Source organism: Actinomadura parmotrematis (assembly GCF_019458805.1).
GTDB lineage: Bacteria > Actinomycetota > Actinomycetes > Streptosporangiales > Streptosporangiaceae > Spirillospora > Spirillospora parmotrematis.
The window spans coordinates 83,391-99,751 of record NZ_JAIBOA010000007.1 but is presented as its reverse complement, the minus strand read 5'-3'; the positions used below and the strand labels follow the sequence as shown (position 1 = coordinate 99,751).

The following is a 16,361-nucleotide window of genomic DNA, read 5'->3' as shown; positions in this document are numbered from 1 at the left end:
ATGTCCCGCAGCGATGATCGGTTCCAGACCCAGCGGCGCGTGCTGCGCCCCGGCACCACGGTGGAGGACCTGGACGCGTTCGCCAGGTCCCACCGGTGGGCGATGGGCAAGGTCACCGAGCGCGACCGCGCGTCCGGCACGGACGGCCGGGTCACCTGGTCCGCTTACGAGGACACCGTCCTGCACTACGTCGAGGACGCGATGTTCGGGATCGGCTACTACCTGTTCACCGGCCGCCGCCCCGACGCGCTGAAGGAGGCGTCGGCCAAGGCCGCCCAGGCGCTCACGCCCTGGACGGTCGCCGACCTCTGCGACGCGTTCGACCGCTCGGGGGATCCGAAGGCGCGCGGGCAGGCGGTGCTGCGGCTCGGGCTCGCCGCGACCGCCGAGCCCGACCGCAAGGTGTACGACCGGATCTCCGCGGCGCTCGCCGACCGGGACGGGCGGGTCCGCTACGCCGCGCTCTGGGCCGCCGGGTACACCGGCTACGAGGCGTTCGGTCCGGCGCTCCGCGCGATCGCCCAGAACGACCCCGAGGAGTTCGTCCGGGACCGCGCCGCGGCCCTGCTGAAGTAGGGCGCGTCAGGGGTCCAGGCGGGGCGGGCGGGCCGTCATCATGACGCCGTCGGCGCGCAGCGTCGTGGCGCCGCCCGCGAAGTGCTCGCGGGTGCGCTGCACGAGGGCCTTGCGCATCTGCCGGTGGCGGGGGTGGCCGTGGTACCACAGGCTCGCCAGCGTCTCGGCGGCGAGCCCGGCCCGCTGCGACGGCTCGCGCTCGGGGAAGCGCACGTTCAGCGGGACGCGCCGGAACGCCACGTCGGTGTAGCCGTGCCGGGACAGCACCGTGGCGGCGCGGCCGAGCAGGAACCCCTGGTGGGACGGCGGCTCCCCGGCGATCGGCGCGCACACCTCGTTGATCAGCGCGGTGACCTGGCTGTCGGGGGCGCCCTGCACGACGACGATCCGCGCGGCGGGGTGCGCGGCGTCGCAGACCCGCGCCATCTCGGCGACGGAGGTGACCAGGTCGTCGGCGTGGTGCAGCGTCCAGGCCGCGACGACGGCGTCGAAGGCGCCGTCGCGGAACGGCAGCCGCTCGGCGCGGCCCGGGGTGAGCTGGAGCTGCTTGAGGGTGACCGCCTCGACGCCCGGGTCGACGATGACGCAGTCGCCGGTGCGGGCGGCGATGGCGCGGGCGATCGTGCCGCTGCCGCCGCCGACGTCCAGCACCCGGGTGTTGCCGGCGACGGCGTTGGCGACGACGTGCACGTCCCCGCGGTCGAGGCGCCGCTCGAACGGCAGCCAGCCGGCCGGCACGTACGGCAGCGGCCCGCGGTGGCGCTCGGGCAGCGGGTGCGGGCCGCACAGCTCGTGCGCGGGCGCGGGCGGGCCGCCGGGGCGGCGCGCGTAGCAGAACACGTGCCGCTCGGGGCCCATGCCGGGGTAGTCGGGGACGAACTCGCTGACGCGGGCGTGCAGGACGGTGAGCCCGGCGGCGGTGAGCCGCTCGGCGTAGGCGGGGGCGGGCAGGCCGCTGGCGCGGACCGGCTGGCCGAGCCAGGTGATCGCGCGGTCCTCGGCGTCCAGCGGGACGGCGGCGAGGAGCAGGTGCCCGCCCGGCGCCACCCAGGAGATCATCCGGGCGAGGACGCGGTCCAGGTCGCGGCGCGGCATCTGCAGGAACGGGAAGAACGCCACGACGGCGTCGTAGCCGCCGGGCTCGGCGGCGAAGTCGCGCACGTCGGCGTGGTGGAACCGCGCGCCGGGCACCTGCCGGGCGGCGATCTGGACCATGGTCGCCGACACGTCGATGCCGGTGACGCCGAACCCGGCGGCGGCGAGGCGGGCGGCGGCGGGGCGCCCGGTGCCGCAGCCGACGTCCAGCACCCGCGCGCCCGCCGGGAGCCGGGCGCAGAGCCAGTCCAGCGCGGCGTGCCGCTCCCGCAGGTGGCCGTAGGCCCGCTCGTACCGCTCCCCGAGCGCGTCGAAGGGGCGGGCGGCGGTGTGATCCATGATGTGCGGGGGCCTTCCGGGGCGGGACCAGTCGGTGACGCTGTGTAGCCACCCGATCGGGGTGAGCCTAGCCGCGCCGCTCCCGCCGGTCCATGGCGGCGCGCGCGCCGCTACGCTCGACCCCGATGGACGTTTCCACCGCTCTGGCCTCTTTCGCCCTGGTCGTCGGGCTCCTCACGCTGACACCGGGCCTCGACACCGCGCTGATCCTGCGGACGGCCGCGCTCGGCCGCCGCCGCCGCGCCTGGGGCACCGTCCTCGGCGTCCAGACCGGCACGCTGCTGTGGGGGACGCTGACGTCGGCGGGCGTCACGGCGCTGCTGACGGCCTCGCACGTGGCCTACGAGGTGCTCCGGTACGCGGGCGCGGCCTACCTTCTGTGGATGGGCGGCCGGATGCTGCTGGACACCCTGCGCGGCCGGGGCCACGGGGAGGCCGCCGAGGCGGTCGCGCCGCGCGGGCGTGACGGCCTGCTCGCGGGCTGGCGGCAGGGCACGACGACGAACCTGCTGAACCCCAAGGTCGGGGTCTTCTACGTGGCGATCCTGCCGCAGTTCATCCCCGAGGGCGCGCCGCACTTCGCGATGGGGCTGGCGCTCACCGCCGAGCACGTCGTGCTCGGCCTCGCCTGGTCGGCGGTGCTCGTCGGGTTCGCGCGGGTGCTCGGCGGCTGGCTGCGCCGCCCGCGGGCGCGCCGCGTCCTCGACCGCGTCGCCGGGACCGTCATCGCGGCGTTCGGGCTGCGCCTCGCCTTCGGCGACTGACGGCTACTCCAGCGCCGCGCTCCTCGCCACGCGCAGGAACGGGACGACCGTCACCAGCACGGCGGCGGCGAACACCGCGAACGCCGCCCGCATCCCGGCCGCCTCGGCGAGCACGCCGACGACGGCGGCGCCGAGCGGCATCGCGCCCCAGCTGAACAGGCGCGCGGCGGCGTTGTAGCGGCCCATGAGGCCCGTCGGCACCCTGCGCTGGCTCAGCGTGCGCGAGTTGACCGTCCAGAGGATGCCGCCCATGCCGCCGGCGAACGCGGCGGCGGCGACCGGCCAGAGCCCGCCGACGAACGCGGGGACGGCCATCATCGCGGCGGTGCCGGCCAGGTCGGCGAACATCGACCAGCGGCGCCCGAGGAGCCGGTTCAGCGGCGCCACCGCGACGGCGCCGGCGAGGCCGCCCGCGCCGAGCGCGCTCAGCAGGACGCCGTAGCCGCGGGCGTCCAGGCCGAGCTCGGCGGTCGCCATCAGCGGCATGAGCGCGAGCCAGGCGCCCCAGCAGGCGCACAGGACGGTGAGGGTCAGCGCCATGATCCGCAGCAGCCGGTCGTCCCACAGGAACCGGAGCCCCTCCCCGATCCGCCGGTTGACCGACTCCCGCGGCCCGGCCTCGTCCGCGCGCGGCGCGAAGCGCCCGGCGAGCAGCGCGAGCACGACCATGGAGGCGACGTAGGCGGCCCCGGTGGCGCCGAGCGCCGCCGAGGCGCCCGCCGCGACGAGCAGGCCGCCGGCGAACGGCCCGCAGAACTCGTTGCAGGCCGTCTCGGCGCCCGCCACCCACGCGTTCGCGCGCTCCAGCCCGCCGGGCGCGACCGCCATCGGCACCAGCGCCGTCGCCGCCGTCAGCGCGACGACCTCGGCGGTGCCGAGCGCGATGCCCGCCGCGTACAGCGCGGGCAGCCCCACCGCCCCGGCGACGCTCGCGGCGAGCAGCGCCGCGAGGACCAGCACCCGCGCCACGTCGGCCGCCCACATCAGCATCCGCCGGTCGAAGCGGTCCACGAGCACCCCGACGTGCAGCGCCGTCAGCAGCCACGGCAGCGTCAGCGTCAGCCCGACCCCGGACACCAGCGCCGGCGACCGCGTGACCTGCGTCGCCATCAGCGGCAACGCCACCTTGGCGACGCCGTCCGCGAGGTTCGTCAGGGCCGTGAACACCACGAGCACCGCCGTGTTCCGCCCGCCCGACCGCTCCGCCTCGACCACCGCGACGACCGTCACGACACCTCCAAAACCGTTTAGCCGGTTTCGTGATCGTAGCGCGGGGGCGGTGCGGGCGCCATCGAACGCTTCTCCGTGGGTAGAGATCGCGGATGGCGACGAGCGCTTGGGAGAAGCGGCGCGCGGGGCTGCCCGCGCGCGCCCGGGGCGCGGTGGTGGCGCTCTGCCTCGTGCAGTTCATCGACGTCATGGGCGTCACCGTCGTCCTCACCGTGCTGCCGCGCATGCTGGACGACGTCGGCGCCGGGGCGTCGGCCGGGACGCCGGTCGCCACCGGGTACGCCATGTTCTTCGGCGGGCTGCTCATGCTGGGCGCCCGGCTCGGCGACCGGATCGGCTACCGGCGCTGCATCCTGCTCAGCCTGGCGGTGTTCGCGGCGGAGTCGGCGCTCGCGGCGCTCGCCGGGTCGGCGCTGGTGCTCGCCGCGGCCCGCTGCGCGCAGGGCGCCGCGGCCGCGCTGGCCGTCCCGTCGGCGCTGCGGCTGCTGACGTCGGTGACCGGCGGGGACGAGCGGGCGCGGGCCCGCGCGCTCGCGGGCTGGAGCGCCGCCGGTGCGGCGGCGAGCGCGTCGGGGTTCGTGGTCGGCGGGACGCTCGGCGAGCTCGCCGGGTGGCGTCCGGTCTTCTGGGGCCTCGCGGCGGTCGCCGGGGTGCTCGCCGCGCTCGTCGCCGCCCTCGCGCCGCCGGTCCGCGCGGAGGGCGGCGCGCCGCTGAACCTCGCCGGGACGGCCCTGCTGACGGCGGGCGTCATGCTGCTGGTGGTCGGCGCGACGCTGCTCGGCGAGCCGCCGCACCGCGTCCTCGGCGCGGGCCTGCTGGCCGGCGCGGCGGCCGCCCTCGCCCTGTTCGTGCCGGTCGACCGCCGGTCGGACGCGCCGCTGCTGCCCGGCCCGCTCCTCGCCCTCCCCCAGGTGCGGAACGGCACCGTCGCCGCCTTCGCCAACACCGCGACGACGACCGGCGCGGCCACCCTCATCACGCTGTACCTCCAAGGGGCTCTCGGCTGGTCGCAGCTGAGGACGGCCGCGGCGTTCCTGCCGCTCAGCGTGCTCGTCATCGCCGGATCGGCGTCCGCCGCCCGGCTCCTCGCCCGGTGGCCCGGCGAGCGCGTCTGCGCGCTCGGCCTCGCCCTCATCGGCGCCGGCCTGGCCCTGCCGCTCCTGCGCATCGGCTCCCTGCCGCTGCTCGGGACCGGCATGGGCCTGGCGGGCCTCGGGCTCGGACTGTCGTCGGTGGCCTCGACGTCGCTGGCGACCGACGTCCCGGAGGGACCGCGCGCGGCCGCGTCGGGCCTCGTCAACACCAGCGCGCAGCTCGGCAGCGCGATCGGCACGGCCGTGCTGCTGCTCGCGGCGACCGCCGCCGGACGGCCGCCGGGCACCGGCGCGCCGACGTTCGCCTGGGCGTCGGCGGCGGTCGCCGCCCTCCTCGTGGCCGCCGCCGCTACGCGTCGGTCACCGGCCCGTTCCAGTCGACGAGCTGGACGATGACCCCGTTCGGGTCGGTGACCTGGAAGGCGCGCTCGCCCCAGGGCTCCTCGCGCAGCGGCATCGTGACGGCGACGCCCTCGCCGGTGAGGCGCGCGAGCTCTTCCTCCAGGTCGTCGACGACGAAGGCGAGGATCACCCCGTCGGCGTGGTCGTCGCGCTGGTCGTCCGGCAGCGAGGCGAGGCCGCGCCGCAGGTAGATGACGTTCATCCCGGCGTCCGGGCGGGCCAGCGACGCGAACCCGTCGGCGGCCGTCTCCTCGCGGAAGCCGAAGTGGCCGGTCAGGAACGCGCTGGACGCCGCGACGTCGTCGACGTTCAGGGACACGGCGGAGGCGGTGATCGCCAAGGATCCTCCTCGATCGGGGCATGACTTCGTACGATGTACAACGTACGTTGTACGGAGTTATTCCGCAACGCGGCGCCGATGCGTGAGGATGGTGGGGTGCCCAACGATCGAAGCGGGGCCGGGGATCCGGTCCGCACCCTGGAGCTGCTCTGGCGCGTCCCGGCCGCCGGGCGGCGCGGCCCGCAGCAGCGGCTCAGCATCGACGAGGTCGTCGCCGTCGCCGTCGCCCTCGCCGACGCCGACGGCCTGGACGCGGTGACGATGCGCGCCGTGGCGCAGCGGCTCGGTGCGGCCCCGATGACGCTCTACACCTACGTCCCGGGCAAGGCCGAGCTCCTGGACCTGATGCTGGACGCCGTCTACGCCCGCATGCCGCGCGCCGACACCTCCGGCCGGCCCTGGCGGGACCGCGTCGCCGCCGTCGCCGAGGACAACAGGGCGCTGTTCGAGGCCCACCCGTGGGCGGCGGCGGTCTCCACGGTCCGCCCGCCGCTCGGGCCGGGGCTGATGGCCAAGTACGAGCACGAGCTGTCGGCCCTCGACGGCCTCGGCCTGGACGACGTGGCGATGGACGCCGCGCTCACCTACGTCCTCGCCTTCGTCCAGGCCGCCGCCCGCGCCGCGGCCGAGGCCGCCGCCCTCCGCGACGGCGCGCCCGACGACGAGCGCTGGTGGGCGGCGAACGCGCCCCTGCTGGCGAAGGTCCTCGACCCGGACGCCCACCCGCTCGCCGCCCGCGTCGGCACGGCCGCCGGCAGCGCCCAGGGCGCGGCCTACGACCCGGGGCGCGCCTGGGACTTCGGCCTCGCCCGCGTCCTCGACGGCCTGGCGGCCCTGATCGAGTAGCGCCCGGAACGCGCTCCGATGCTGCTCAGGTGGCGGTACGGGGTATAGGAAGATCGTTAACGGAGCACCGATCGAGGGGATCCCCATGGCGACCATCACCGTCTTCGGCGCCACCGGCTACGCCGGGGGCCACATCACCGACGAGGCCCTGCGCCGCGGGCACGAGGTCATCGCGGTCAACCGGTCCGGCTCGGCCGCGGCCCGCGAGGGGGTCACGCCGGTCGCCGGCTCCATCGGCGACGACGCGCTGGTGCGCGACCTGGCGGCCCGGTCGGACGTCCTGGTCGTCGCGGTCCACGGCAGCGCGGACGGCCAGCCCTACCTCGCCGCGCTCGTTCCGAACCTGCTCAAGGCGGCCGCCGAGGGCGGCGCCCGGATCGGCGTGGTGGGCGGCGCGGGCAGCCTGAAGGTGCGCGAGGGCGGGCCGCGCCTCATCGACACCGCCGGCTTCCCCGAGGCCGCCCGGACCGAGTCGGCCTCGCACGCGAAGGTCCTGGACGCGCTGCGGGCCGCCGACACGGGCGCCGACTGGTTCTACGTCAGCCCGGCCGCCGAGTTCGGCGCCTGGGTGCCCGGCGAGCGCACCGGGACCTACCGGCTCGGCGACAACGTCCTGGTCACCGACGAGCACGGCAAGTCCTTCATCTCCGGCGCGGACTACGCCATCGCCTTCGTGGACGAGATCGACGAGCCCGCCCACCACCGCGCCCGCTTCACCGTCGCCTACTGAGCCGGGCGGCCCGTCTGCCACCATGGCCGCCATGAACGGCGATGCGCGGGCGCTCCAGGAGCGCGCGGCCCGCGCCCTTCCGGCCGAGCAGGTCGAGCACCGGGACGGGTGGTGGCTGCGCCTCGCCCCCGCCGCGTCCTGGTGGATCGGCACCGTCCTGCCGCACGGCGGCGGGACGCCGGACGACCTCGCGCGGCGGGTCGAGGACGCCGAGCGCTTCTACGGGCGGCACGGTCTGGCGGCGCGCTTCCAGATCACGCCGTCCGCCTGCCCGGAGCCGCTCGACGCGCTGCCGGTGTCCCTGGACGACCGCCCGTCGGACGCCTGGCTCGCCACGTGGCAAGCGGTCGGCGGCGAGGACCTGGACGCCTACCTGACCATGCTGGTGCGCGTGCCGTCCCCGTCCGTCCACGCCTCCGCAGTGGCCGGCGGCGAGGTGGTGGCGATCGGCCGGGGCGTCCTCGATGACGGCTGGGCGGGCGTCTTCGACCTGGCGACGCTGCCCGCGCACCGCGGCAAGGGCGCGGGCCGGGCCGTGCTCGGCGCGCTGGCCGGCTGGGCGATGGCCTGCGAGGCCGAGAGCATGTATCTGCAGGTCGAGCGGGAGAACGCGGCCGCCCTGCGGCTTTACGGGAACACCGGCTTCACCGAGACATGCCGCTACCACTACCGCGTCGCCGCGACTCCCCCGGTGTCAGGCCCGACCCTCTAGGTGCTTCTTCGCCAGGTGGTCGCCCGCTTCGGCCATCGCGCGCAATTCCGCGATCGACGTCTCGTCGCCCCGCCGGGCCAGTTTCACGATGAGCGCCTCGGCCTGGATGTAGGCCCAGTCCTCGGGGCCGTCGTCCTCCTCCATCTGCTCCTCGGGAGTCAGGCGGCGCATCGCCTCCGCGCGGAGGCCGGCGGGATTGTACCACATCGAATCCGAGAACATCCACACGCTCACGGCGCCGGCGAGGTCGCCGTCCTGGACGTGCAGCCCGGCCAGCCGCTTCGCCGCGGGCTCCCTGTCGCCGTAGGCGCGGGCCCACACGTCGAGGGCCTCCTCGGCGTCGCCGCGCCGGGCGAGGAGCTCCGCGAGGCGCCCCGCCGCGTCACGGTCGCCGGCCTCGGCGCGCACCCGCAGCCCGGGGATCTCCTCGAAGTCCGGCGTGCCGCCGGCGACCACCATGACCGCTCACCCCGTCCACGAGCCGGGCGCAACCGCTGCAAGGACGGTAACCGGCGAGCCGACGTCAGGCCAGGGCCGGCGGCCGGGACGGGCGGCACCGGATGATCATGTGGTGGACACCCGGCGGCCATCAAGATCGCTTTATCTGGGGGCGTCCTCGTTGATCATCCGGAAGGGATGAGATGACACCACGACGCACCGCCCGGCTGGGCGCGCTCCTCGCGGCGGCCGTCGCCGCGGTCGCGCTCGGCGTCGCGCCGGCACAGGCCCGCCAGGCCGCGGCCGCCGACCCCCGGACGCCCGCCACCGGCAGCCTGCCGGCGCCCCTGTCCAGCTCCGGTTCCTCCTCCACGGCCGCGGAGCAGGTCACCCAGTACTGGACGGCGGAGGCCATGGCCGACGCCACGCCCGCGCCCATCCCCACCGACTACACCGAGGCCGCGCCGGAGCCCCCCACGGCGGTGACCGAGACGGCCGACGGCGCCGCCCCCGCCGCCGTCGCCCCGGCCTCCGCCGTGGAGACCTACGCCCTCACGCACTTCTCCGCGTCCAAGGTGTGGGCGTCGCACGGCGCCATGCCCGCCTCGTCCATCGGCAGGCTCTACTACACCGACACCGGCGGCGCCCGGCACTACTGCTCCGCCACCGTGATCAACTCGGCGAACCACAGCACGGTCTGGACCGCCGGCCACTGCATCAGCACCGGCAGCGGCAAGTGGTACTCCAAGTTCCTGTTCGCGCCCGACTTCCACGGGGGCAGCTCGCCCTACGGCACGTGGGCGGGCAAGAGCTGGAGCGTGCCGTCCGGCTACCACAACGGCAAGAGCCACACCTACGACATGGGCGCGATCGCGCTGTCCACCAACTCCGCGGGCAAGAAGGTCGGCGACGTGGTGGGCTGGCAGGGCTACAAGTTCGGTGACGCCTACAGCGAGACCACGTTCACCGACGTCCGCTCCTTCGGCTACCCGCAGAACACCCACCCGGCCCGTTCCGGCATCAGCACCGCCGGCAACGACCTGCGGTTCTGCGTCGGCAACGCCACCCCCGTCGCCCTGTACCTGGAGATCGGCTGCGACATGGGCTCCGGCTCCAGCGGCGGCCCGTGGATCTACAGCATGCCGCTGTCGCGCGGCTGGGGCTACCTCATCGGCGACAACAGCCACCACCCCTCCGCCGGCATCGCCACCGAGCGCAGCCCGCAGCTCGGCCAGGCCGCCATCAACGTCCGCGCCGCCGTCCAGGCGGACTGACCGACCGGCCCAGGCGGCCCCCGCCCCGCCTGGGCCTCGCGGGACGGCGATGAGTTCGGACGGCGGACCGGGTCCGTCCTGGCATGACTTCGAGAACCGTCAACGTCAACGGGACCGCGCTGGGCGTCGAGTCGTTCGGCGCCGGGGACGCACCGCTCGTCCTGCTCGCGGGCGGGACGACGATGCTGTCCTGGCCCGACGCGCTGTGCGAGCGCCTCGCCGCCGGCGGGCGCCGCGCGGTCCGCTACGACCTGCGCGACAGCGGGACGTCGACGACCACGGATCCGGAGGCGCCCGCCTACACCCTGCGCGACCTCGCCGCCGACGCGGCGGCCCTCGCCGGCCTGCTCGGCGGGGAACCCGCCCATCTCGCGGGGATCGGCGTCGGCGGGATGGTCGCCCAGACGGCCGTGCTCGATCATCCGGGCGCGTTCTCGGCGCTCACCCTGATCGGCACCCGCCCGGTGGCCCCCGGACCGCCTGACGCCGACCTCCCCGGCCACGACGAGGCGACGATGGGACGGCTGTTCGCCCGCCCGATGCCCGACTGGGCCGACCGCGAGGCGGTCGCGGAGTTCGCCGCCGCCGGGGCGGAGGTCCTCGGCGACGACCCCGCCACCGCCCGCACGGCCGCCGCGCGCATCTGGGACCGCACGCCCGGCACCGCTCCCTCCGTCCAGATGGCGAACCAGCTGGGCATGGTGTTCTCCCGGCTCGATTGCGGACCCCGCTGGCGCGAGCGCCTGCCAGAGGTCAAGATCCCCGCGCTCGTCGTCCACGGCCGCCGTGACCGGTTCTTCCCCCTCGGCAACGGCGAGGCGCTCGCCCGCGAGATCCCCGGGGCCCGGCTGCTCGTCCTGGAGGAGGCGGCCACGGCGATACCCGATGCGGCGATCGGCGAGGTCGCCGAGGCGATGCTCGCGCTCGGACGGTAATCCGCTTTCGTGCGCCATCGCCGCTCTGCCAGCATGGAATCCATGCGCCACCCCCTCGCCACGCTGGACTGGCCGGTCTCCACCGATCGGCTGCTGCTGCGCCGGGCCGCCCCGGACGACCTGGACGCGACCTGGACCTACCGGCAACTGCCGGAGGTCTACGAATGGATCGGGTCCGCCGCGACGACGTACGACGGCTACCGTGAGCGCTTCCTCCGTCAGGAGCGGCTCGCGGACGTGCTCGTCGTCGAACTGGACGGCCGGGTGATCGGCGACCTGACGCTGTGGATCCAGGACGCCTATGCCCAAGAGGAGGTCGCCGACCAGGCGAAGGACGTCCAGGCGGAGATCGGATGGACGCTGGATCCCGCCTTCGGCGGTAAGGGCTATGCCACCGAAGCGGTCCGCGCCCTCATCGACGTCGCCTTCAGGGGTCTCGGCCTGCGCCGCCTGTACGCGGGTTGCTTCTCCGACAACGAACCTTCGTGGCGGCTGATGGAGCGGGTCGGGATGCGCCGCGAACAGCACACGGTGAAGGAGTCCCTCCACCGCACCAAGGGGTGGCTCGACGGTTTCGCCTACGCTCTCCTGGCCGAGGAGTGGCTCTCTCCCGAGTAAGGCACCGCCCCGCCGCCCGAGCGCGGCCGAGCCGCCGCGCTCCCATCGCCGGCAGGCAAGGCCCAGACCACCCCGGCCGTCTGGGCCCCGCCGGGCGCCGTCCCGCTCAGGCGGGCACGATGGGGTCGAGGACCCGCTCCACCAGGGACGTGTCGCAGTGCTCGACCACCTCGGTGATGCGGCCGTCCGCGACCCGGAAGATGAAGCAGTAGGTCTGGTCGTAGGACTCGCCGCGCTTGGTGGTGGACGTGGAGCGGGCCTGGACGACGACGCGGTCCCCGTCGGCGAGGATCAGCTCGGCCCGGACGCGGTAGCCGGTGAGCTGGGTCATCAGCGGCCGCAGCATCCCGCCCACGAGCCGCTCCTTCGGCTCCCAGACCCCCGACCAGGACCACGCCCCAGGGAAGACCCAACGGCACTCGTCCGCCATCGCGTCGGTCAGCGCACGCCCGTTGCCCTCCGCCATCTGCTCGAAGATCTCCTGGAACAGCTTCTTGTTCTCTTCAGCACTCATGCGAAGGAGGCTAGGCGGAGCAGCACCTATGCCACCAGCGACCGTTTCGCATGCCTCCCATCACCATCTCGCATGAGTGCTCCGCGCGTCACGCAAGCCCGCCACGCGGCCTTCGTGCAACGCCCGTACCGACCCGGCCGGCCATCGCCAGCAGCGTGCGGCGGTGCGTTAGGCGAGGTCGTGGGCACCCTGCTTTAAGTTGACGAGGAGGACTCGCCAGGCGGCGGGGGCCAGGGCGACGACCGGACCATGCGGATCCTTGGAATCCCGTGCACCGACCGCAAGACCGTCCTGGAAGGACGCCACTTCAACGCAATCCGATTGGGGAACATCGCTGCGACTGCTCTTCCGCCAATTCATGAAGTGATCATCACCCTTCACGTGCCGGGTACCCTGCGGCAACAAAGGCACGCCATCGCAGTTCGTGCAGATCCCGGGCGCCTTGCTCGATGCGCGACGAGCGGAGCGATCGGGACCGCCCGGCAAGGACGGCCTCGGCCGGCTATCCCCCCGCCGGCCTCCCCCATCGCCTGGTTCGCCTTGATCACCTTGCTGAACGACGCCCGGCACGAGGTCGAGTACCGAGATCCGGCCCGCCGCGAGCACCACCCGACGACCGGGCCCGACCCCCGCGCCATCGCCTGCCGAAAGCCGCGACCACGGACAATGACCACCCGGTCGCTCTTTGTTGAGATGCGGCGTGTTGGCCACTTTGGATCTCCAAAGCGCCCAACACGCCGCATCTCAACGCATGGTGACCGAGTGGTCATCGCCAGCGGAGGAACGGACCGCGGAGCGGGAGGGTAGCCGGGCGATGCCGATCACGGGCGTGTTCCCGGGCGAAAGCGTGCACCTCTTGCCCGATGCCAGCGGGGGCACCCGCCTGGCATAGGGGCCGGCGGGACGATCAGACGACGCAGATCAGCAAGCCCGCGCCCGCCGAACCGCTCGAATGCCTCAAAGGCCGATCGCGACGCGAACGGCGGGCAACCGCGAAGCGCCAGCGGCAACGACCGGATGGTCATCGCTTGTTGACTTGCGGCGTGTTGCCCCATGGGAGCGCTCCCAATCGTCAACACGCCGCAAGTCAACGAATCGCGACCGGGTGGTCATCGCTCGCGGCACATGCCTGGCGCGAGCGGGACGAGCTGTCAGGCGAGGTCGTGGGCGCCTTGCTTGATGTCGGCGAGGAGGGTGCGCCAGGCAGTGGAGGCGAGGGAGACGACCGGGCCGTACGGGTCCTTGGAGTCTCTCGTTCCGACCGCCGCACCCTCCGGGAAGGGCGCCACTTCGACGCAGTCTGATTGAGGAACATCGCTGTAGCTGCTCTTACGCCAGTTCGTGGCGTGGGTGTCGCGCTTCACGCCCCAAAGACTACCCTCTTGATGAGAGCTCGCGACTCGATCTCAGAAAGCGCGATTTGCTCCGCTTGCGAAAATGCGGCCTCATACATGCACAGAACGGGTTCATCGTCAAGAAAAATCGCCTGGTGCAGCTCGAAGACGGCTACGATCTTCATTCCTTCCTCAAATTCGAGGATGGAGAACGAACCATGCATCAGCGGGGTCGCCCCACCTTTGAAGGGCAATACCCGCAGCCGCAGGTGAGGAGCCTCCGTCACGTCCAGCACATGCTTCCACTGGTGCTGCATGACGGCCTCGCCCCCCAAAGAGAGATGCAGCGCTTTCTCTGAGATCAGCCATGACATCTCCAGCTTGGGGTCCTCGGATAGTCGCCGCTGACGGGCCATACGCAACTCGACCCCGCGATCAAGCCCGCCCGCCATGGGCACGACACCTTGAAAAACCTTGTAGATCGCTCGTGCGTATTCGGGCGTTTGGAGCAGGCCAGGGACCAGGGACGCCTCGTAGGCGGACCGGCGAACCGCCTCAGCTTCGAGCGCCGCATACCCGAAATCGTTGGGTTCCTCGTCCTCGCGGTATCGGCTCATCCAGGGCGCGGCGTCCTTGCGCCGTGACAGAGCCATCAGCCTCTTGAACTCCGTCGAGTCGGCCGGCAGGCCGTAACGCTGGAGTATCTGTTCCAGGTCGCGAGGCTTCACCGCCGTCTTGCCGTTCTCGTACGCGCTCAAAGACGCCGCCGCCCGTTCGAGCATGCGGGCGGCCGCGTCCTGGGTGAGGCCCGCGTCCTCGCGCAACCGGCGGAGGGCAAATCCGATCTTCCGGCGACGAAAGGGGGAATGAGCGGCGCACATGCATCTAGCCTGTCACTCTCTGCATCCGCGTCAATCGGTTCTCAGGAAACTGGATACATCGGTCGCTGAAACTTCAGCCTCCGAGGGCTCAGCGTCCGATGGGTCGAACCTGTGCCGAACGTGTTGAGGGGGTGGCGGGGGGCGACGAATCTGGCGGTGACCTCGGAAGAAGGGAACGCCGATGGAACCGTCGAGGGCGCGCTACGAGCTGCTCGTACGTCTCGCCTGGGCGCTGCGGGCCGCGCCTGTGGCCGTGTCGCTCGTGCTCCCCCGGGACGCCGAACCGGTGCTCTTCGTGTACTGCCGGGACGGCCAGCGGGACGCCGTCCTCGCCGTCGAGCGGCGCGAGGCGTGGCGGGTGTGCTGGCGAGGCGCCGAGCTCGGCGTTCACAACCTGGAGGACGTGGCGCACCGGATCGCGCTGGACGCTGCCGCATGAGCGATGAGCTGCGCGTGCTCGCCGCGCTGACGCTGCCGGGGATGAACCGCTCCGTCGCGCTGACGCGCCGCTTTCTGCGGGACACTCTCGTTCCCGCGCATGTGGCGGCAAGGGCCGGCGTCCTCGATGACATGGTCCTTGTCGTGGACGAGCTGGCGGGCAACGCCGTTCGGCACACCGCGTCGGGCCGGGGCGGGACGTTCACCGTCACGTTGCTGCGCGGTCCCGGTGTCCTGCGGGTCGAGGTGGTGGACGACGGGGCGGGCGGGGCGCGGCCCTCGGTACAGACCGGCGCGTGCGGGGAGAGCGGGCGGGGCCTCTGCATCGTGGACGCGCTCGCGGTGCGGTGGGGGCACCGGCCGCACGGGCGCGGGACGGTCGTGTGGGCCGAGTTCGCCGGTCCTCAGGCCAGGGCGAACAGGTGCCCCGTCGGCCCGTAGTCGATCTTCCAGTCGGCGTGGACGCCCAGGATTCCGTCGGCGACGCAGCGCAGGCCGACGCTGATCCAGCGGATCTCGCCGTCGTCGCGCAGGGCGAAGCCGACGGCGACGGCGAACTCCTCGGCGCCGCAGGGGCAGCCGCAGGCGTACGGCTCCTGCTCGCCCCAGTGGTCGCCGCTGTCGGCGATGAACGACCACGTCCCGCACGCCGTGCAGCGGCGGCGGGCGCCCGCGCCGTCCTCCACCTCGACCTCGAAGACGCGGCGGCCGCAGGCGCAGACCGCCTCCGCCACGCGGGCGACCGGGTACCCCTCGGCGGCGTAGTCGGTGACGAACTCGGCGAGGTCGGCGAAGTCCTCGCCGCGCCACCACTCGCCGGATCTGTCGATCATGTCGGTGATTGTCCCGCATCGCGGCGGCCCCCGCACCAAGGGCGATCTCCCTGGTGATGACCCGACCCCGGCGTCGCGCCGCGCGCCTCCACGGTCCGGTCACGCCGAGCGGTCACAATATGGCGATGAGCGACCATGACGCCTACCTGGACGCAGTCGTGCACGCCCTCACGCGGCGGCGGGGGCTGCACGTGCCGGGCTGGGAGCACACCGAGGACGGCGCGACCGTCGAGGTGTTCTTCGGCCCCGACCGGCTCGACCTCGACTGGACCCTCGCCGGCGGCTGGCGGACCCGGCAGGTCAGCGCCATGCAGGTCCTCGGCGGCGACCCCGTCCCCGACCCGCGCCGCATCAACGAGTGGGTGCTCTGGCTGCTCACCGCCCGCTACGACCTGTACGACCCCGAGGCGTACGAGTACGAGGACGAGCTGCCCGCCGCCGACCGGCTGGCCTCCTACGCGGCGGCGCCGGTGGCGTGATTCCCCGCCGGCGGCCCGGGGTATACGGGCTGCGACGAAGGGATGATCATCATGGCGGATCTGCGGTTCGACGAGCTGCCGCTCGACCTGGCGTTCACCGCGACGCGCGGGGACGGGCGGCGGCGCATCGCGGTGTTCGGCGATCCGGCCGACCGGTTCACCCGCGAGCTGTACCGGGACGAGCTGCCGAAGATCGACGACGTGACGGTGCACACCCTGCTGCTGCCGCTGGAGATCTACCCCGACTCCGACCGGCTCGCCCGCCTGGTGTGGGGCGCGGACGACCGGGCCGCCGCCTGGTCGCGGCTGATGCTGGACGGCGTCGAGCCCGCCGGCGAGCCCGACCGGTACGCCCCGCTGGAGGAGCTGCGGCTCGCCGCGCGAGAGCTGTCGGTGGACTCCACGCCGACGCTGGTGTTCGAGGACGGCGCGATGTTCGCGGGCGCCATGCCCGCCGCGGAGATCGCGCGGCACCTGGCGGGCTGACCG

The 16,361-nt window shown here is 73.7% G+C and carries 22 protein-coding genes; 13 read left to right on the top strand and 9 right to left on the bottom strand.

Annotation, left to right across the window (positions count from 1 at the left end; genetic code table 11):
- On the top strand, positions 1-576 hold the full coding sequence (locus K1Y72_RS12790; RefSeq protein ID WP_258572355.1) for a HEAT repeat domain-containing protein: 576 nt from the start codon (positions 1-3) through the stop codon (positions 574-576).
- Positions 577-582: 6 nt separating this feature from the next.
- On the opposite strand, the gene K1Y72_RS12785 is transcribed toward K1Y72_RS12790, so the two are convergent.
- A complete protein-coding gene (locus tag K1Y72_RS12785; protein ID WP_220166352.1) occupies positions 583-2,010 on the bottom strand; it encodes a methyltransferase domain-containing protein in 1,428 nt (475 codons plus the stop codon).
- A 125-nt stretch (positions 2,011-2,135) separates the two neighbouring features.
- Between K1Y72_RS12785 and K1Y72_RS12780 the strand changes: the two genes are divergently transcribed.
- Positions 2,136-2,774, top strand: coding sequence for a LysE family translocator (locus tag K1Y72_RS12780; RefSeq protein WP_220166350.1), 639 nt, complete (start codon positions 2,136-2,138; stop codon positions 2,772-2,774).
- A gap of 3 nt (positions 2,775-2,777) precedes the next feature.
- On the opposite strand, the gene K1Y72_RS12775 is transcribed toward K1Y72_RS12780, so the two are convergent.
- The gene (locus tag K1Y72_RS12775; RefSeq protein WP_220166348.1) at positions 2,778-4,004 is read right to left on the bottom strand and encodes an MFS transporter; all 1,227 of its coding nucleotides are present in this window, start codon (positions 4,002-4,004) and stop codon (positions 2,778-2,780) included.
- Between the two features lie 92 nt (positions 4,005-4,096).
- Between K1Y72_RS12775 and K1Y72_RS12770 the strand changes: the two genes are divergently transcribed.
- Positions 4,097-5,494: an MFS transporter gene (locus K1Y72_RS12770; protein WP_220166346.1), complete on the top strand. Its 1,398-nt coding sequence runs from the start codon at positions 4,097-4,099 to the stop codon at positions 5,492-5,494.
- On the opposite strand, the gene K1Y72_RS12765 is transcribed toward K1Y72_RS12770, so the two are convergent.
- The gene (locus tag K1Y72_RS12765) at positions 5,448-5,840 is read right to left on the bottom strand and encodes a VOC family protein (protein ID WP_220166344.1); all 393 of its coding nucleotides are present in this window, start codon (positions 5,838-5,840) and stop codon (positions 5,448-5,450) included. The genes K1Y72_RS12770 and K1Y72_RS12765 overlap by 47 nt on opposite strands.
- A gap of 96 nt (positions 5,841-5,936) precedes the next feature.
- Here K1Y72_RS12765 and K1Y72_RS12760 point away from each other — a divergent pair, with 96 nt between their 5' ends.
- From K1Y72_RS12760 to K1Y72_RS12750, 3 genes are all read left to right on the top strand, one after another.
- Positions 5,937-6,686 carry a TetR/AcrR family transcriptional regulator gene (locus K1Y72_RS12760; protein WP_308287035.1) on the top strand — a complete coding sequence of 250 codons (750 nt, stop codon included), beginning with the start codon at positions 5,937-5,939 and terminating at the stop codon, positions 6,684-6,686.
- 85 nt (positions 6,687-6,771) lie between these two features.
- On the top strand, positions 6,772-7,416 hold the full coding sequence (locus K1Y72_RS12755) for an NAD(P)-dependent oxidoreductase (protein WP_220166340.1): 645 nt from the start codon (positions 6,772-6,774) through the stop codon (positions 7,414-7,416).
- A 31-nt stretch (positions 7,417-7,447) separates the two neighbouring features.
- The gene (locus K1Y72_RS12750; protein ID WP_220166338.1) at positions 7,448-8,128 is read left to right on the top strand and encodes a GNAT family N-acetyltransferase; all 681 of its coding nucleotides are present in this window, start codon (positions 7,448-7,450) and stop codon (positions 8,126-8,128) included.
- On the opposite strand, the gene K1Y72_RS12745 is transcribed toward K1Y72_RS12750, so the two are convergent.
- Entirely contained in the window at positions 8,111-8,587 is a 477-nt protein-coding gene (locus K1Y72_RS12745) for a hypothetical protein (RefSeq protein WP_220166336.1), read from the bottom strand. The genes K1Y72_RS12750 and K1Y72_RS12745 overlap by 18 nt on opposite strands.
- Positions 8,588-8,769: 182 nt before the next feature.
- On the opposite strand from K1Y72_RS12745, the gene K1Y72_RS12740 reads away from it, so the two are divergent.
- The 3 genes from K1Y72_RS12740 to K1Y72_RS12730 all read left to right on the top strand — a co-directional run bounded on the left by K1Y72_RS12740 (position 8,770) and on the right by K1Y72_RS12730 (position 11,393).
- Positions 8,770-9,840 carry a trypsin-like serine peptidase gene (locus tag K1Y72_RS12740; RefSeq protein ID WP_220166334.1) on the top strand — a complete coding sequence of 357 codons (1,071 nt, stop codon included), beginning with the start codon at positions 8,770-8,772 and terminating at the stop codon, positions 9,838-9,840.
- 83 nt (positions 9,841-9,923) lie between these two features.
- Positions 9,924-10,775: an alpha/beta fold hydrolase gene (locus K1Y72_RS12735; protein ID WP_220166332.1), complete on the top strand. Its 852-nt coding sequence runs from the start codon at positions 9,924-9,926 to the stop codon at positions 10,773-10,775.
- A 42-nt stretch (positions 10,776-10,817) separates the two neighbouring features.
- Positions 10,818-11,393 (top strand): GNAT family N-acetyltransferase, encoded by a 576-nt coding sequence (locus K1Y72_RS12730; RefSeq protein ID WP_220166330.1) that lies wholly within the window; start codon positions 10,818-10,820, stop codon positions 11,391-11,393.
- A 106-nt stretch (positions 11,394-11,499) separates the two neighbouring features.
- Here K1Y72_RS12730 and K1Y72_RS12725 read toward each other — a convergent pair whose 3' ends face one another.
- The 4 genes from K1Y72_RS12725 to K1Y72_RS12710 all read right to left on the bottom strand — a co-directional run bounded on the left by K1Y72_RS12725 (position 11,500) and on the right by K1Y72_RS12710 (position 14,122).
- Positions 11,500-11,907 (bottom strand): nuclear transport factor 2 family protein, encoded by a 408-nt coding sequence (locus K1Y72_RS12725; protein WP_220166329.1) that lies wholly within the window; start codon positions 11,905-11,907, stop codon positions 11,500-11,502.
- A 168-nt stretch (positions 11,908-12,075) separates the two neighbouring features.
- A complete protein-coding gene (locus K1Y72_RS12720; RefSeq protein ID WP_220166667.1) occupies positions 12,076-12,267 on the bottom strand; it encodes a DUF397 domain-containing protein in 192 nt (63 codons plus the stop codon).
- 791 nt (positions 12,268-13,058) lie between these two features.
- Entirely contained in the window at positions 13,059-13,271 is a 213-nt protein-coding gene (locus K1Y72_RS12715; RefSeq protein ID WP_220166327.1) for a DUF397 domain-containing protein, read from the bottom strand.
- Positions 13,268-14,122, bottom strand: coding sequence for a helix-turn-helix domain-containing protein (locus K1Y72_RS12710; protein ID WP_258572354.1), 855 nt, complete (start codon positions 14,120-14,122; stop codon positions 13,268-13,270). The genes K1Y72_RS12715 and K1Y72_RS12710 overlap by 4 nt, the downstream gene beginning before the upstream one ends.
- Before the next feature lie 181 nt (positions 14,123-14,303).
- Here K1Y72_RS12710 and K1Y72_RS12705 point away from each other — a divergent pair, with 181 nt between their 5' ends.
- Together K1Y72_RS12705 and K1Y72_RS12700 are read left to right on the top strand one after the other, a co-directional pair.
- Positions 14,304-14,561 (top strand): hypothetical protein, encoded by a 258-nt coding sequence (locus K1Y72_RS12705; protein ID WP_220166323.1) that lies wholly within the window; start codon positions 14,304-14,306, stop codon positions 14,559-14,561.
- Positions 14,558-15,001, top strand: a complete 444-nt coding sequence (locus tag K1Y72_RS12700) for an ATP-binding protein (RefSeq protein ID WP_220166321.1) — start codon at positions 14,558-14,560, stop codon at positions 14,999-15,001. Before K1Y72_RS12705 ends, K1Y72_RS12700 begins: the two co-directional genes overlap by 4 nt.
- Here the strand turns inward: K1Y72_RS12700 and K1Y72_RS12695 are convergent.
- Positions 14,965-15,393: a hypothetical protein gene (locus K1Y72_RS12695; RefSeq protein ID WP_220166319.1), complete on the bottom strand. Its 429-nt coding sequence runs from the start codon at positions 15,391-15,393 to the stop codon at positions 14,965-14,967. The two genes, K1Y72_RS12700 and K1Y72_RS12695, sit on opposite strands and share 37 nt — an antisense overlap.
- Before the next feature lie 125 nt (positions 15,394-15,518).
- Here K1Y72_RS12695 and K1Y72_RS12690 point away from each other — a divergent pair, with 125 nt between their 5' ends.
- Both K1Y72_RS12690 and K1Y72_RS12685 read left to right on the top strand, forming a co-directional pair.
- Complete coding sequence (locus K1Y72_RS12690; RefSeq protein WP_220166317.1) at positions 15,519-15,872, top strand: hypothetical protein; 354 nt, start codon at positions 15,519-15,521, stop codon at positions 15,870-15,872.
- Between the two features lie 51 nt (positions 15,873-15,923).
- The gene (locus tag K1Y72_RS12685; RefSeq protein ID WP_220166315.1) at positions 15,924-16,358 is read left to right on the top strand and encodes a DsbC family protein; all 435 of its coding nucleotides are present in this window, start codon (positions 15,924-15,926) and stop codon (positions 16,356-16,358) included.
- Positions 16,359-16,361: the final 3 nt, after the last annotated feature.

Excerpts from the sequence above, each read along its gene's own strand:
- K1Y72_RS12695 (WP_220166319.1), bottom strand. The coding sequence starts at position 15,393 with ATGATCGACAGATCCGGCGAGTGGTGGCGCGGCGAGGACTTCGCCGAC.
- K1Y72_RS12750 (WP_220166338.1), top strand. The coding sequence starts at position 7,448 with ATGAACGGCGATGCGCGGGCGCTCCAGGAGCGCGCGGCCCGCGCCCTT.
- K1Y72_RS12720 (WP_220166667.1), bottom strand. The coding sequence starts at position 12,267 with ATGAATTGGCGGAAGAGCAGTCGCAGCGATGTTCCCCAATCGGATTGC.
- K1Y72_RS12730 (WP_220166330.1), top strand. The coding sequence starts at position 10,818 with ATGCGCCACCCCCTCGCCACGCTGGACTGGCCGGTCTCCACCGATCGG.
- K1Y72_RS12685 (WP_220166315.1), top strand. The coding sequence starts at position 15,924 with ATGGCGGATCTGCGGTTCGACGAGCTGCCGCTCGACCTGGCGTTCACC.
- K1Y72_RS12725 (WP_220166329.1), bottom strand. The coding sequence starts at position 11,907 with ATGAGTGCTGAAGAGAACAAGAAGCTGTTCCAGGAGATCTTCGAGCAG.
- K1Y72_RS12705 (WP_220166323.1), top strand. The coding sequence starts at position 14,304 with ATGGAACCGTCGAGGGCGCGCTACGAGCTGCTCGTACGTCTCGCCTGG.
- K1Y72_RS12740 (WP_220166334.1), top strand. The coding sequence starts at position 8,770 with ATGACACCACGACGCACCGCCCGGCTGGGCGCGCTCCTCGCGGCGGCC.
- K1Y72_RS12790 (WP_258572355.1), top strand. The coding sequence starts at position 1 with ATGTCCCGCAGCGATGATCGGTTCCAGACCCAGCGGCGCGTGCTGCGC.
- K1Y72_RS12785 (WP_220166352.1), bottom strand. The coding sequence starts at position 2,010 with ATGGATCACACCGCCGCCCGCCCCTTCGACGCGCTCGGGGAGCGGTAC.
- K1Y72_RS12700 (WP_220166321.1), top strand. The coding sequence starts at position 14,558 with ATGAGCGATGAGCTGCGCGTGCTCGCCGCGCTGACGCTGCCGGGGATG.
- K1Y72_RS12690 (WP_220166317.1), top strand. The coding sequence starts at position 15,519 with ATGAGCGACCATGACGCCTACCTGGACGCAGTCGTGCACGCCCTCACG.
- K1Y72_RS12770 (WP_220166346.1), top strand. The coding sequence starts at position 4,097 with ATGGCGACGAGCGCTTGGGAGAAGCGGCGCGCGGGGCTGCCCGCGCGC.
- K1Y72_RS12755 (WP_220166340.1), top strand. The coding sequence starts at position 6,772 with ATGGCGACCATCACCGTCTTCGGCGCCACCGGCTACGCCGGGGGCCAC.
- K1Y72_RS12710 (WP_258572354.1), bottom strand. The coding sequence starts at position 14,122 with ATGTGCGCCGCTCATTCCCCCTTTCGTCGCCGGAAGATCGGATTTGCC.
- K1Y72_RS12745 (WP_220166336.1), bottom strand. The coding sequence starts at position 8,587 with ATGGTGGTCGCCGGCGGCACGCCGGACTTCGAGGAGATCCCCGGGCTG.
- K1Y72_RS12780 (WP_220166350.1), top strand. The coding sequence starts at position 2,136 with ATGGACGTTTCCACCGCTCTGGCCTCTTTCGCCCTGGTCGTCGGGCTC.
- K1Y72_RS12735 (WP_220166332.1), top strand. The coding sequence starts at position 9,924 with ATGACTTCGAGAACCGTCAACGTCAACGGGACCGCGCTGGGCGTCGAG.